This window comes from Nesterenkonia lacusekhoensis (assembly GCF_017876395.1).
Lineage (GTDB): Bacteria > Actinomycetota > Actinomycetes > Actinomycetales > Micrococcaceae > Nesterenkonia > Nesterenkonia lacusekhoensis.
On record NZ_JAGINX010000001.1, the window covers coordinates 164,463 to 177,526 of the forward strand.

15 protein-coding genes are annotated in these 13,064 nt (G+C 67.7%); 6 read left to right on the top strand and 9 right to left on the bottom strand.

Features of this window, described 5'->3' with window-relative positions; translation table 11 throughout:
• The first annotated feature begins 21 nt into the window (after nt 1–21).
• The 6 genes from glpK to JOF45_RS00810 are packed head-to-tail and all read left to right on the top strand — an operon-like array spanning nt 22 to nt 5,140.
• Nucleotides 22–1,599, top strand: a complete 1,578-nt coding sequence (glpK, locus tag JOF45_RS00785) for a glycerol kinase GlpK (protein WP_210047348.1) — start codon at nt 22–24, stop codon at nt 1,597–1,599.
• Nucleotides 1,600–1,610: 11 nt separating this feature from the next.
• On the top strand, nt 1,611–1,937 hold the full coding sequence (locus tag JOF45_RS00790) for a hypothetical protein (RefSeq protein ID WP_210047349.1): 327 nt from the start codon (nt 1,611–1,613) through the stop codon (nt 1,935–1,937).
• A gap of 2 nt (nt 1,938–1,939) precedes the next feature.
• A complete protein-coding gene (locus JOF45_RS00795) occupies nt 1,940–2,437 on the top strand; it encodes an FAS1-like dehydratase domain-containing protein (protein ID WP_210047350.1) in 498 nt (165 codons plus the stop codon).
• The gene (locus JOF45_RS00800; protein WP_342591354.1) at nt 2,434–2,937 is read left to right on the top strand and encodes a MaoC family dehydratase; all 504 of its coding nucleotides are present in this window, start codon (nt 2,434–2,436) and stop codon (nt 2,935–2,937) included. The genes JOF45_RS00795 and JOF45_RS00800 overlap by 4 nt, the downstream gene beginning before the upstream one ends.
• Nucleotides 2,937–4,043 carry a UDP-N-acetylmuramate dehydrogenase gene (locus JOF45_RS00805; RefSeq protein WP_210047351.1) on the top strand — a complete coding sequence of 369 codons (1,107 nt, stop codon included), beginning with the start codon at nt 2,937–2,939 and terminating at the stop codon, nt 4,041–4,043. The genes JOF45_RS00800 and JOF45_RS00805 overlap by 1 nt, the downstream gene beginning before the upstream one ends.
• A 59-nt stretch (nt 4,044–4,102) precedes the next feature.
• Nucleotides 4,103–5,140 (top strand): aldo/keto reductase, encoded by a 1,038-nt coding sequence (locus JOF45_RS00810; protein WP_210047352.1) that lies wholly within the window; start codon nt 4,103–4,105, stop codon nt 5,138–5,140.
• Between the two features lie 13 nt (nt 5,141–5,153).
• Here JOF45_RS00810 and JOF45_RS00815 read toward each other — a convergent pair whose 3' ends face one another.
• From JOF45_RS00815 to mshD, 9 genes are all read right to left on the bottom strand, one after another.
• Nucleotides 5,154–5,486 carry a carboxymuconolactone decarboxylase family protein gene (locus JOF45_RS00815; RefSeq protein WP_210047353.1) on the bottom strand — a complete coding sequence of 111 codons (333 nt, stop codon included), beginning with the start codon at nt 5,484–5,486 and terminating at the stop codon, nt 5,154–5,156.
• A gap of 152 nt (nt 5,487–5,638) precedes the next feature.
• Nucleotides 5,639–5,770, bottom strand: coding sequence for a putative transporter small subunit (locus JOF45_RS00820; RefSeq protein WP_210047354.1), 132 nt, complete (start codon nt 5,768–5,770; stop codon nt 5,639–5,641).
• A gap of 5 nt (nt 5,771–5,775) precedes the next feature.
• Nucleotides 5,776–7,485: a sodium:solute symporter family protein gene (locus JOF45_RS00825; protein ID WP_210047355.1), complete on the bottom strand. Its 1,710-nt coding sequence runs from the start codon at nt 7,483–7,485 to the stop codon at nt 5,776–5,778.
• Nucleotides 7,486–7,783: 298 nt separating this feature from the next.
• Nucleotides 7,784–8,947: an aspartate-semialdehyde dehydrogenase gene (asd, locus tag JOF45_RS00830; protein WP_210047356.1), complete on the bottom strand. Its 1,164-nt coding sequence runs from the start codon at nt 8,945–8,947 to the stop codon at nt 7,784–7,786.
• Nucleotides 8,948–9,043: 96 nt separating this feature from the next.
• The gene (locus tag JOF45_RS00835; protein ID WP_210047357.1) at nt 9,044–9,334 is read right to left on the bottom strand and encodes an NF038396 family protein; all 291 of its coding nucleotides are present in this window, start codon (nt 9,332–9,334) and stop codon (nt 9,044–9,046) included.
• The gene (locus JOF45_RS00840) at nt 9,331–9,876 is read right to left on the bottom strand and encodes a dihydrofolate reductase (RefSeq protein WP_342591355.1); all 546 of its coding nucleotides are present in this window, start codon (nt 9,874–9,876) and stop codon (nt 9,331–9,333) included. Before JOF45_RS00840 ends, JOF45_RS00835 begins: the two co-directional genes overlap by 4 nt.
• A gap of 47 nt (nt 9,877–9,923) precedes the next feature.
• The gene (locus JOF45_RS00845; protein ID WP_342591356.1) at nt 9,924–10,739 is read right to left on the bottom strand and encodes a thymidylate synthase; all 816 of its coding nucleotides are present in this window, start codon (nt 10,737–10,739) and stop codon (nt 9,924–9,926) included.
• Nucleotides 10,740–10,850: 111 nt separating this feature from the next.
• Entirely contained in the window at nt 10,851–11,888 is a 1,038-nt protein-coding gene (locus JOF45_RS00850) for an NUDIX hydrolase (RefSeq protein ID WP_342591357.1), read from the bottom strand.
• 61 nt (nt 11,889–11,949) lie between these two features.
• The gene (gene mshD, locus JOF45_RS00855) at nt 11,950–13,032 is read right to left on the bottom strand and encodes a mycothiol synthase (protein WP_210047358.1); all 1,083 of its coding nucleotides are present in this window, start codon (nt 13,030–13,032) and stop codon (nt 11,950–11,952) included.
• Nucleotides 13,033–13,064 lie beyond the last annotated feature (32 nt).

Below are 13,064 nucleotides of genomic sequence, written 5' to 3' on the forward strand. Positions count from 1 at the left end.
ACACTTCTGAAAGGCAGACTCATGACACAGGCCCCGCACACCAAGCGCCCCACCGATGATCAGTACGTCCTGGCCATCGACCAGGGCACCACCTCCACCCGCGCCGTGGTCTTCGACCACGCAGGTCAGGTCGTCTCCTCGGGCCAGCGCGAGCACCAGCAGATCTTCCCGCAGCCCGGCTGGGTGGAGCACGACGCTATGGAGATCTGGCGCAACACCCGCGAAGTCATCGGCCTGGCCCTGGCCGATGCTGATGTGAACCGCCATTCCCTGGCCGGAGTGGGCATCACCAACCAGCGTGAGACCACCGTGGTCTGGGACCGACACACCGGGGTGCCGATCTACCACGCGATCGTCTGGCAGGACACCCGCACTCAGGCCATCTGCGATGAGCTGGAGGCCTCGCACGGCAGCGCCGCCTTCCGGGATGCCGCCGGGCTGCCGCTGGCCACCTACTTCGCCGGACCGAAGATCCGGTGGATCCTCGACAACGTGGAGGGCGCCCGGGAGCGCGCCGAGAACGGGGACCTGCTCTTCGGGACCATGGACACCTGGCTGATCTGGAACCTCACCGGCGGAGTGGGCTCCGGCGAGGGAGAGCGTCAGGGAGTCCACGTCACCGATGTCACCAACGCCTCCCGCACGCTGCTGATGAACATCGACACCCTGGACTGGAACGAGGAGCTGGCTGAGGCCATCGGCGTTCCGGTGAGCATGCTCCCGGAGATCCGGACCTCCTCAGAGGTCTACGGCTACGGCCGCCGGGAGTCCCTGCTGATCGACACTCCGATCTCCGGAGTGCTCGGAGATCAGCATGCGGCCACGTTCGGTCAGGCCTGCTTCGAGCCCGGCCAGGGGAAGAACACCTATGGCACCGGCAACTTCATGCTGATGAACACCGGCGAGGACATCGTCCGCTCAGAGAACGGGCTGCTGACCACTGTGGCCTATCAGCTCTCCGGCCAGAAGCCGGTGTATGCCCTGGAGGGCTCCATCGCGGTGACCGGATCGCTGATCCAATGGCTGCGCGACAACCTCGGCCTGATCTCCTCGGCCCAGGAGGTCGAATCCAAGGCGAAGAAGGTCGAGAACAACGGTGGTGCCTACATCGTCCCGGCCTTCTCCGGGCTCTTCGCCCCGCACTGGCGTGCCGACGCGCGAGGCGTGATCGTGGGTCTGACCCGATATGTGAACCAGAACCACCTCTGCCGGGCGGCGCTGGAGTCGGTGGCCTACCAATCGGCCGAAGTGGTCGAGGCGATGGGTGCTGACGCCTCCGATGAGCTCACCGAGCTCAAAGTCGACGGCGGCATGGTGGTCAACGAGACGCTGATGCAGTTCCAGGCCGACGTCCTCGGCGTCGATGTGGTCCGCCCGAAGATCATCGAGACCACTGCTCTGGGCGCGGCCTACGCCGCCGGTCTCGCAGTCGGCTTCTGGGAGTCCACCGAGGAGGTCGCAGCGAACTGGGCCGAGGACGTCCGGTGGTCTCCGCAGATCGACGACGCCGAACGCCAGCGTCTCATGCGCCAGTGGTCCAAGGCCGTGGAGAAGACCTTCGACTGGGTCGATCAGGACGTCGCCCAGCCTGGCCGGTAATATGACCAGCGATGAACACTGCGCCCAGCCCACCGCCGCGGTTCGACCCGTGGACCAACGGCACACCGGCCTATCGCCGCACGCTGGTGACCGGTATGGTCTGCACCTTCGGCGGTGTGGTGCTGCTGGTGATCGCTGCGCTCAGCGGCGGCTCGGCGGGGGGCACGGTGCGGACCTTCGGCCTTCTGCTGGTGGGAGCGGGGATCCTCAGCCACCTCATCTCCATCCTGCTGCGCCGTCGTCAGGCCAAGGAGATCATCCAGGCCCACCGTGACCGCCAGCAGACCCAGCGGGCCGAGGGCACGGGCGCGAACAGATCCAAGAAGAAGGGCTCCTGAGTATGAGCGTGAACACCGCACGAGAGGGTCACCAGTACCCGCCCGCCGAGCCGTACCAGGTCAGCCGCGAAGCTGTCCGTGAGTTCGCTGCCGCCGTCAAGGCTGAACACCGGGCTCACTATGAGGTCGACGCCGCTGAGCTCCTCGGCCACGCCGATCTGGTGGCTCCACCGAGCTTCGCCGTCGTCGTCGCCCAGCGGGCCGAGGCCGCGGCCATCGAGGACCCCGAGCTGGGAGTGGACTTCAGCCGTGTGGTCCACGCCGACGAGCGCTTCACTCACCACAGCCCCATCCTGGCCGGCGACACTCTGCACGCCCAGGTCACCGTGGATCGCATCCGGGTGATGGGCGCAGGCGCCATGGTGACCACCAAGGTGGAGATCACGACGCCGGAGGGCGAGCTGCGCTCCACCGTCACCTCCAGCCTGCTGGTCCGCGCCGATGAGGAGAACGCCGCTGAGGAGAATGCCGCTGGACAGAACGAGGAGGCCGCCGCGTGAGCGACCAGAGCCGCACCCCTGACATCACGACCCTGGAGAAGGGTCAGGAGATCGGCTCCCGCGAGATCACCTTCTCGCGCGCGGACCTCATCGCCTACGCCGCTGCCTCCGGAGACCACAATCCGATCCACTGGAACGAGCGCTTCGCCCGCGAAGTGGGCCTGGACGGTGTCATCGCCCACGGCATGCTCACCATGGGCTCGGCGGTGGACCTGGTCAGCGGCTGGGCAGGAGATCCCGGCGCTGTGGTGGACTACCAGGCCCGCTTCACCAAGCCGGTTCCGGTTCCCGACGCCGATTCCGGCGGACCGGACACCCCCACCGCCACGCTCCGGATCAGCGGAAAGATCGGCGCTGCCGACGTCGAGGCCGGCACTGCTCGGGTGGATCTGAGCGTGGAGCTGCTGCCGCAGGACGCTGAGGGACAGGACGCTGAGGGACAGAGCGCCAAGCCCCAGAAGGTGCTCGCCAAGTCTCAGGCCGTGGTGAAGCTCGTCTGATGACACGTTTCGCCGAGAACACCACAGCACGGGTCGGTGGGCCCGCGGGGGAGTGGGTCATCGCCCACGCCGAACAGGAGGCGCTGACCGTCCTGCAGCAGCATCCGCTGCCCGCGCAGGAGGACCGTGCCGCCGCACGGGACACTCTGCTGGTGCTCGGCGGGGGGTCCAACCTCCTGGTCTCCGACGCCGGCTTCGAGGGCACTGTTCTGCAGCTGGCCTTCACCGGCATCTCGGCGGAGGCCTCGGAGGGCACAGCCGTGGTGACGGTGGCCGCCGGGGCCGACTGGGATGAGACGGTGGACTGGACGGTCCGGCGCGGATACTCCGGGCTGGAGGCGCTCTCGGGGATCCCTGGGTCCGCCGGAGCCACGCCGGTGCAGAACGTGGGCGCCTATGGGGCTGATGTCTCTCAGACACTGCTGGACGTCCGCGCATGGGACCGTGCTGTCGGTGAGCTGGTCACCCTGGAGGCTGAGCAGCTGGAGTTCGGCTATCGGGATTCGCTGCTCAAACGCACCACCGTCAGCGGCTCGCCGCGCTATGTGGTCCTCTCGGTCCGCTTCGCCCTGGACCATCGAGGTGACGAGACGCTCTCGGCGCCGGTCCGCTACGGTGAGCTGGCCCGCTCCTTGGGGATGGAGGCCAACGCGGTGGAGGATGAGCGCCGCGCCCCGCTGCAGGATGTCCGGGACAAGGTCCTGGCGCTGCGCGCGGGCAAAGGCATGGTCCTCGACGACGCCGACCCGGACACCTACTCCACCGGCTCCTTCTTCACCAACCCGATCGTGCCGGCCTCGGCGGCCGCCGGGCTGCCGGAGGGAGCGCCGCGCTTCCCGGCCGGGCAGAGTGAGTCCGGAGAGGACCTGGTGAAGCTCTCGGCCGCGTGGCTGATCGACCAGGCCGGCTGCGGCAAGGGATTCGGCGCTGATCTCACCGAGGGCAGGGCCTCGCTGTCCACCAAGCACACCCTGGCGGTCACCAACCGTGGGACGGCCTCGGCGGAGGACCTGCTGACAGTGGCCCGCGCCGCGCGGGACGCGGTGAGGCAGCGATTCGGCGTCGAGCTGCACCCGGAGCCGGTGCTGCTCGGCTGCTCTCTCTAGCTGAGCTGCTCCGGTTACACCCTATGACGACGACGCAACGATCTCGGAAGGACTGTCCCATGCCTGTCGCGGATGTCCGCCTCGGCACCGGCGAGCACGCTCTGAATGTGACCTCCATCGGCTATGGCGCGATGTCCATCGCCGGCGCCTACGGCCGCATCGCGGAGGACGCCGCCCTCGACCTGCTCCACCACGTGGAGGAGCGCGGTGTGAACTTCATCGACACGGCGAACATCTACGGCGACGGCGTCAGTGAGCAGGTGGTCGGCACCTTTCTGCGCGATCGCCGCCACGAATTCGTCCTGGCCACCAAAGTCGGTATCGAGAAGGGCGGCGGCGTCGGACAGCGACGGGCCCGCGGGGACGCCGCCTATATCCGCGAACAGGTCGATCTGAGCCTGCAGCGGCTGGGGACCGACTATGTGGACCTCTACTATCTGCACCGCGTGGACCCCGAAGTGCCCGTCGAGGAGAGTGCGGGAGCTCTCGGCGAACTGGTGGAGGCGGGCAAAGTCCGCGCCATCGGGCTCTCCGAGGCCACGGGCGAGGAGATCCGCCGCGCCCACGCAGAGCATCCAGTGACCGCCGTACAGTCCGAGTGGAGCATCTTCGCTCGGGACGTGGAGACCTATGTGCTGCCGACCTGCGCGGAGCTGGGGATCGGTTTTGTGCCGTATTCGCCGGTGGGGCGTGGGCTGATCACCGATCACTTCACCCCGGACGCTTTGGGCGAGGGCGACGGGCGGCATAACTTCCCGTGGTTCCAGGGGGAGAACCTGGCCGTCAATCAGAACCTGGCCGAGCAGGTGCGTGCCGAGGCGGCCGCCGTGGGGGTCCCCGCGGCGGGGCTGGCTCTGGCCTGGCTCTTCGCCAAGGCCGCCGAACTGGGTGCGGTGATCGCGCCGATCCCAGGAACCCGCTATGCCCAGCACTGGGACGAGCTGCAGGCCGGGCTGGGTCAGGACGGGGCCGGCGTCGGGCTTCCTGCCGGGACCATGGCTCGGCTGGACGCCCTGGCGGAGCAGGTCCGCGGCGAACGCAGCTTCTCCCCGGACTGGGTCTCCGGCGGCCGCGAGGGGCTCATCCCACGCCCCTGACCGCCGCCTCGCCTCAGTGGGTGTGTCGGTGCTCCTCGGCGTTTTTGAAGGCCAAGCGGCCGTGGGTGAACGCGCCGCCGGCACGCAGGGCCGCCGCCACCCAGGAGGCCTCGGCGAGTTCGGCGTCGGTGGCCCCGGCCTCCACGGCCCGGGCAGTGTGGGACTCGATGCAGTACTCGCACTGGGTCGTCATGGCCACGCCGATGGCGATGAGCTCCAGGTACTTCACCGGGACCTCACGCTCCTCGGAGAAGACGGCGCTGTTGAACTCTCCCCAGGTCTTCATGATGTCGGGCGTGTGCTTCTTATAGACACGTCCGTAGGCGCTGATGTCCTTCTCCGTCATGGTGCTCTCCTTCAGCCGGCGGCCGCTCGGGTGGGGTGGTGTTTCTGACGACACCCCGTCGCAGCTGAAGTCTACGCCGCAGACGTGAGGCCCCGGCACCCCTGAAGCGGGGCCGGGGCCTCATATCTGCGAAGTGCACCGGATCAGGTGTGTCAGAGCAGCGTGCGCCCCTCACGCCGGGCTTCGCGCCAGTCGGCGACGAAACCCTTGACGAGCAGCGCCATCACGGCCAGCACGATGACCGGCCACACCAGCACATAGAGCGTCAGCAGAGCGGTCTCCATGGTCTTCAGCTCCTTCCTGCGGTCTCACGGTCGATGGCGTCGGCTTCCCCGGGGTCAGCCGGCTCCCTGTCAGCCGGGCGGGCGTCGAAGTCTCCCACCCGTCGGCTGATCGAGGAGAAGTCGAAGGTGGCGCCGCTGCGCGCTGACATGCCGATGCAGACCAGCGTGCTCACGGCGTAAGCCACCAGCGATGCGCTCAGGACGGTGTATTCGTGCATCCAGCCGAAGGTCAGCGGCAGGCTGATCACGGTGGCCAGCACCCCGGTGACCTGGCCGGCCCGGAGGCCGAAGAAGCCGAAGGCCATGAGGCCCAGGATCACTCCGATCCCCACGGCGTTGAGCAGATCGACCAGCACCGCGAAGAAGGCGCTCTCCATCGGCAGCCAGTCGAAGCGCACCGGGAGGAAGATCGCCAAGGCGCTCAGCACCGCCGTGACGAAGGCGCGGTTGGTGACCTTCTGCCAGTAGAAGCTGGCGATCACCGGGAACACCAGAGCACCCCAGAGGGCGCCGACGAGGACCAGCATGTCCAGGATGTCCAGCTGCAGCCCGGCGACGATCACCGCTGTGGCAGTGGCCAGCACCATGGTGATGCGCCCGACGAACAGCATGGTCTTGGGATCGGCTCGACCGCGCTCAGCGATGTTCTGACCGTAGATGTCAGCCATCACGATCGAGGACAGGGCGGAGAGATCGGAGTCCGCGGTCGAGGAGAGCGCCCCGATGATGATGATCAGGAACAGTGCGATCAGCGCTGTGGGCAGGAACTCGGCCGCCATCTGCGGCACCAAGTTGTTGGTGTCCCCACCTGCCGGCTCCATCCCGAGGTACAGGGCGAGCACTCCGAGCATGCCGACGCCGATGACCATCGCCCCGTAGCCCACCGTTGCGGTGACGAAGGTCTTCTTGATCAGGTCCTCCCGCACCGCGAAGAGCCGCTGGGCGATGGTCTGATTGCCGATCGCGTAGGCCAGGACTGCGGCGATGTAGGGCGCCCCCTGGTTGAGGAACGCCTCGGAGGAGAAGAAGTTCCCCTGCTCCGGGGTCAGATTGGTCGACCCGGTCTCGAAGGCCTCAGGGAAGCCGGCGGCGAAGAAGACGATGGGGATGATGATGCCCACCAGCAGCAGCATCGCCAGGACCTGCATGAAGTCGGTCAGCGCTGAGGCGCGGAATCCCGACCAGAACGTGTACAGAAGGACACCTGCCGCCACAGCGATGACGCCCTGGACGAAGCTCAGCGGTGAGAACAGGGCGATCAGAGCGCCGCCGGCGACGAAGTTCGTCATCAGGCTCATAATGCTGCCGACGACGTTGGAACCGGCCAGCAGCAGCTGGCTGGAGCTGCCGTGGCGGGCGCGCATGATCTCTGCCAGCGTGTGGGCCCGCGGCGCGATCTGGCGGATGCGTCGGCCGAACGGATAGATGAACAGGATCATCAGGGCGCCCCAGAGGCCGTAGTGGATGGGGCCTGAGATGCCGTAGTTGTACCCGGAGGTCGCTGAGGCGTACAGCGACGAGGCCCAGATCCATGTGGCGGTCATGCTCGCGGCGGCTACTCCGAAGCCGACTCTGTTGCCGGCTGTCATGTAGGCGTCCGCGTTCTCCTTCTTCCGACGGATCCTCAGCGCGACATAGAGCGTGAGTCCGTAGAAGAGGATCAGCAGCACGACGACAGTCGCCGTGCTCAGGATGGGTGAACCAGAGTCCTCCATACCTTCCTTTCGTCATACCCTGCGGTGTGTGGTGAACCAGATCGATCAGTGTGTATCCAGCCAGTTCTGGCGAAATCGTCAGGTTTGGGCTGTTCTGCATCATAGGGTCTGGCTCTGTGCAGGGCGGACGTGCTCCAGGTGCTCCAGGCCATCTCTGGAGGGGCTGTCGATGATCCTCCAGCTCAGGCGCCCCAAGGCATGCAGAAGGCCCCGGTGCTCCGCAGGGAGCGCCGGGGCCTTCAGTATGGCTGTGGCATATGCCACAGGAATTCTCGGTCGATTGGGCTGAGGAGAGGCCTCAGAGCTTGCCGACGGCGATCAGCAGCATGCGGCGCAGCGGCTCGGCCGCACCCCAGAGCAGCTGGTCGCCCACAGTGAACGCGGAGATGTACTCCGGGCCCATCTCGAGCTTGCGGATGCGCCCCACCGGGATGTCCAGCGAGCCCGTGGCGGCCACCGGAGTCAGCCGCTCCATCGTCGCCTCCTTCTCATTGGGCACCACCTGGGCCCAGTCAGTGCCGCCGGCGACGATGTCCTCGATCTCGCTGACCGGGATGTCCTCGCGCAGCTTCAGAGTCAACGCCTGGGAGTGCGAGCGCAGGGCGCCTACGCGCACGCAGAGCGAGTCGAAGGGAACAGCATCTCCCCGGCGGTCCACTCCGGGGGCGAGATTCTCGCCGCGGCCGAGGATCTTATTGGTCTCGACGCCGGCCTTCCACTCCTCCTTGGCCACGCCGTTGCCGAGGTCGGCGTCGATCCAGGGGATCAGCGAGCCGGCCAGAGGCACGCCGAACTGTGCGGCGTCGAGGCCCTCGCGCTGGGTCTGGAGGACCTTGTGATCGATGTCCAGGATGGCCGAGGCCGGGTCGGCCAGCTCGGTGCCGACGGCGGAGTGGAGATCGCCGAACTGGTTGAGCAGCTCGCGCATGTGCTTGGCGCCGCCGCCCGAGGCCGCCTGATAGGTCATGGCGGTTCCCCACTCGACCAGATTCTGCTTGAACAGTCCGCCCAGGCCCATGAGCATGCAGGAGACGGTGCAGTTGCCGCCCACGAACTCCTTGACCCCGGCGGCCAGGCCAGCGTCGATGACATCGCGATTGATGGGGTCCAGCGTGATGATGGAGGAGGCCTCCATGCGCAGCGTGGAGGCCGCGTCGATCCAGATCCCGTCCCAGCCGGCCTCGCGCAGCCTGGGGTAGACGGCCTTGGTGTAGTCCCCGCCCTGAGCGGTGACGATGATCGGGAGCTTCTTCAGCGTCTCGATGTCATAGGCGTCCTGGAGGCTGGTCTCCTCGGCCTCGACGCCGTCGAAGGTCGGGGCCGGGCCGCCGGCGTTGGAGGTGGAGAAGAACACCGGATTGATGTGGGCGAAGTCGCCCTCATCGAGCATGCGCCGGACCAGCACGGAGCCGACCATGCCGCGCCAGCCGATGAGGCCTACGGAAGAAACGGTGGAAGTCATGCCCTCCAGCGTACCGAAAAGTATGCCCTCCCGTTCTGCGGGGGCTCCGACCGGGTCGGCTCATCCCCATCCTGGGGCAGGGTTCTCAGAGACGGGTCAGGATTCGCGCTCCTCGCGCGTCTGCCGCTCCACGACGCGGGCGGCGCGCTCGAGGATCTTCCTCCGGCGCAGATGGGTCCACACTCCGGCGATCACCCAGGCCTGCAGGATCACGATCAGGAAGATCATCCCTGGCACCAGGCGGTCGTTGAGGATGAGGACCAGGCCCATCACCGCGGTGATCAGTGCGAGCACCGGGAAGACCACGTAGGCGGCCAGGCCCAGCACCACGGCGTTGGTGAAGCCCGTCTGGGCGGCGGACTGCTGAAGTTCCGGCTTCTGCGTCATGGTCGTCCCTCTCTGCGGTAGGTCTCGAACCGATAGCGCGTCCCGTTCTCCGCCGTATTCCAGCCCCGGTCCGGAACCTTCCCGACGCCGGTCCAGCCCGCACCCAGCTCGGGCGCGTAGGTGTCGCCCGGGGTCTGCAGGTCGATCCGGGTGATGGAGATCAGATCAGTCAGATCCTTCTCCATGGCCTCCGCATAGAGACGCCCGCCGCCCATGATCCAGGCGATATGGGCCTTGGGGTCCTTCTGGCCGGCCAGGCTGATGGCCTCCTTCAGTGAGGAGGCGGTCAGCGCACCCTCGGAGCGTACAGAGGCGGCCCGTCCGGCGTCGGAGGTGATGACCACATTGGTGCGCTTGGGCAGCGGCCGGAACCGTTCCGGCAGCGACTCCCAGGTGCGCCGTCCCATGATCACCGGGCAGTCCGCGGTCATCTTCTTGAAGTAGGTGAGGTCCTCGGGCAGGTGCCAGGGCATGCCGCCCTCATGGCCGATGACTCCCTCGGCGGCCTCGGCCCAGATCATTCCGACCAGCTGGGTCTTCACAGTGCTCCTTCCCTCGTGCTCCTTCCCGCGGCGTGCGGGAGGCTGCCTCAGACGGCGACGGGGGCCTTGATGGTGGGGTGGTGCTGATAGTCCAGGACCTCGAAGTCCTCCAGCTCATAGTCGAAGATCGAGTCCGGGGTCCGGACCAGCTTCAGCTGCGGAGCGGGGTAGGCCTGGCGGCTGAGCTGCTCTTGGACCTGCTCCACGTGGTTGTCGTAGATGTGGCAGTCGCCGCCGGACCAGATGAACTCTCCGGGCTCCAGGCCGACCTGCTGGGCGACCATGAGGGTCAGCAGCGAGTAGCTGGCGATGTTGAACGGAACGCCCAGGAACATGTCTGCGCTGCGCTGATAGAGCTGGCAGGAGAGCCGGCCGTCGGCCACGTAGAACTGGAAGAGGATGTGACACGGCGGCAGGGCCATGTCCTCGATCTGTCCCGGGTTCCAGGCCGAGACGACGTGGCGGCGGGAGTCGGGGCTGGTCTTCAGCTGGTCGATGACCTGGCTGATCTGGTCCAGGGAGCCGCCGTCGGGGGTCGGCCAGCTGCGCCACTGCACACCGTAGATCGGGCCGAGCTCGCCGTCCTCGTCGGCCCATTCGTTCCAGATGCGCACTCCGCGCTCCTGCAACCAGGTGGCGTTGGAGTCTCCGCGCAGGAACCACAGCAGCTCCAGGGCCACCGAGCGGAAGTGGACCCGCTTGGTGGTGATCAGAGGAAAGGACTCGGCCAGGTCGAAGCGGATCTGGCGGCCGAAGACGCTGCGCGTGCCGGTGCCGGTGCGGTCCGCCTTATGGGCGCCGTGGGCCATGACGTCGGCCAGTAGGTCCTCATAGGGCGTGGGGATTGCGGTAGCTGAGCTCACGCGGCCAGTCTACCGTCCGGCCGGCGCCGCGGATCGTGTGCCGGATGGGGCGGAATGAGGCGATCGGGTACCCGATTCTCGACAATGGCGTACGCGATCCCGGGTGGGGCTTCAGTCGTCGAAGGGCTCGTAGACCTCCACCGAGACGATCTCCCCGCCGCGGTCGGTGGCCTGCTGGGCGACGATCACTGCTCCGGGCGCGAGGTACGGATCCTCAGTGGGCAGGGCCTCCAGGACGGTCTGGTCCTTGACCCAGCGGCGCAGCTCCTCGAGCACCAGGGGGAGCACCGGCCGATGGGTGCACAGGCAGCTGGGCTGCAGCATCTCCAGGGACTTATGGGTCCGGTTCTGCGGCTTCTTGGGGTTCTCCCTGGCCCGCTTCTCGGTCAGCGACTTCCGGTACTTGATCTTGTGCCGGTGCTGCTTCACATAGGGGGCGACCGTCTCCACGCAGCGCCTCCACGGGCTGGACTCCAGGTGGCGGGGCCGCCAGGCGGTGAGCAGGCGCTCCACGGCTCTGGCCTGCCGTTTGCCGGTGGCGGCCAGCGGGCGCTCACCTTCGGCGCGGGACCAGGAGGAGCGGGGTTTGGCCTTGGCGTGGCGCAGCACCACGAACGGCGTGGTGCGCAGGCGGTGTTCCTCATGCAGACGCTCCAAGGCATCCAGCGGGACGATGTCGCCCTTCTGGGTGAGCATCTGCCGGGCGGCCTCGATGGTCACCCAGCGGACCTCGTCGGTCTCCTCGGCGTCGGGACGCGGAGTGCCCTCTTTGACCTCGGCGGCCCAGTACCAGACCTCTTTGCTGCGCCGACGGTCCGCACGCGGGTTTCCGGCGGAGTCGTTGCGGCGGGGCTTGACCACGTCGTACCGGGTGACCGGCAGCGGGATGCCCAGCCGGATCTTCAGCCCGATCTCCTCGGCGACTTCGCGCACGGCACATTCGGGCAGGGTCTCATCATCGTCGAGCTTCCCCTTGGGGAAGGACCAGTCGTCGTAGCGCGGACGGTGGATCAGCAGAACTTCGAGCTCACCGCGATGCAGCCGCCAGCACAGAGCTCCCGCGGCCAGGATCTGCGCATCAGCGCCGTCGTCGGCGAAATCAGCAGTGCGACGGCGGGGGACCTGATGCAGACGTGCTCCGGTGCTCACAATGGAAAGATATCAGTCCGGTGACCCGGCCAGCGTCACGCGCAGACTCACACGTTCGGGCCTACTGGTACGAGGGTGCGAACTGGGTGTCCACATCCCAGCGTGTGAAGCCCAGCGCCCGATAGAGCCCCACCGCGGGGGCGTTGTCCGCGTCCACGTAGAGCATGATGGCGCTGAGCCCCTGACGGTGCAGATGCTCGATGCCGGCCAGGGTGAGTGAGCGTCCCAGGCCGCGGCCCTGGGCCTCGGGCGCGACGCCGACCACGTAGACCTCGCCGACGGACTCGTGGTCCGCGGCGCCCTCCTCGGGGCGGTGGACCTTGGTCCAGTGGAAGCCCAGCAGCGTCTCTCCGCCCTCGGCGTCGGTCTCCCAGGCCAGCAGGAAGCCGGACGGGTCGAACCAGTCCTCTGCCATCCGTGCCTGCAGATCCTCCAGGGTGAGTCGTCCCTGCTCAGGGTGGTCGGCGAAGGCTGCGGCGTTGGTCCGCAGCCAGGCCTGTTCGTCCTGGCCCGGGCGGAACGGGCGGATCTCCACGCCTTCGGGCAGGTGGGCGCTGGGCAGGTCTTCTGCGTCCATCTCATCGACGGCGGAGAGCCGCATCCGCCAGAGCTCGCGGACCGGGCTCCAGCTGAAGCGGGAGGCCAGACGCTGGGCCGCGGCGTGCTCGCCGTGGGCCCAGGCCCGCTGCAGGCGACCCGAGGTGGGGGAGAGCGTGCCCTGGGACAGCGCAGCGGCGAGCATCCCGCCGATGCCCTGATTGCGGCAGTCGGGGCGCACCACCATCTCCAGCACGTCCGGGCTCTCCTCACCCTCCTGAGGATCACCCAGGACGACGACGCCGGCCCCGGCCAGCAGGCCGCGCTCGGCCGAATCGGCGTCCTCCTCGGTCCTGCCGGAACCTCCGGTGCCTGAACCTCCGGCCGAGGCCCAGGCGTAGGCGATGGTCAGCGGGGCCTCGCCGGCGTCGTGCTCCAGGGCTTTGGTGAGCTCGATGAGCGTCTGTTCGGAGAAGGGAGGGTTGCCGTCGGCCTCCTCGGCCGCACGGGCGAGCTCGTGCAGGGCCTCCACGCGCTCAGGGCTGGGTGCCTCGCGCAGCGTCTCCACGGTGATGTCTTGGGGCTGGCTCTGAGCCTCGGTGCTCATGGATCTCACACTCCTGCGCCGCTGCCCGCTCC

Bases quoted from the DNA above. Each gene is read 5' to 3' on its own strand.
- glpK (WP_210047348.1), top strand. From the start codon at position 22: ATGACACAGGCCCCGCACACCAAGCGCCCCACCGATGATCAGTACGTC.
- JOF45_RS00790 (WP_210047349.1), top strand. From the start codon at position 1,611: ATGAACACTGCGCCCAGCCCACCGCCGCGGTTCGACCCGTGGACCAAC.
- JOF45_RS00795 (WP_210047350.1), top strand. From the start codon at position 1,940: ATGAGCGTGAACACCGCACGAGAGGGTCACCAGTACCCGCCCGCCGAG.
- JOF45_RS00805 (WP_210047351.1), top strand. From the start codon at position 2,937: ATGACACGTTTCGCCGAGAACACCACAGCACGGGTCGGTGGGCCCGCG.
- JOF45_RS00810 (WP_210047352.1), top strand. From the start codon at position 4,103: ATGCCTGTCGCGGATGTCCGCCTCGGCACCGGCGAGCACGCTCTGAAT.
- JOF45_RS00815 (WP_210047353.1), bottom strand. From the start codon at position 5,486: ATGACGGAGAAGGACATCAGCGCCTACGGACGTGTCTATAAGAAGCAC.
- JOF45_RS00820 (WP_210047354.1), bottom strand. From the start codon at position 5,770: ATGGAGACCGCTCTGCTGACGCTCTATGTGCTGGTGTGGCCGGTCATC.
- JOF45_RS00825 (WP_210047355.1), bottom strand. From the start codon at position 7,485: ATGGAGGACTCTGGTTCACCCATCCTGAGCACGGCGACTGTCGTCGTG.
- asd (WP_210047356.1), bottom strand. From the start codon at position 8,947: ATGACTTCCACCGTTTCTTCCGTAGGCCTCATCGGCTGGCGCGGCATG.
- JOF45_RS00835 (WP_210047357.1), bottom strand. From the start codon at position 9,334: ATGACGCAGAAGCCGGAACTTCAGCAGTCCGCCGCCCAGACGGGCTTC.
- mshD (WP_210047358.1), bottom strand. From the start codon at position 13,032: ATGAGCACCGAGGCTCAGAGCCAGCCCCAAGACATCACCGTGGAGACG.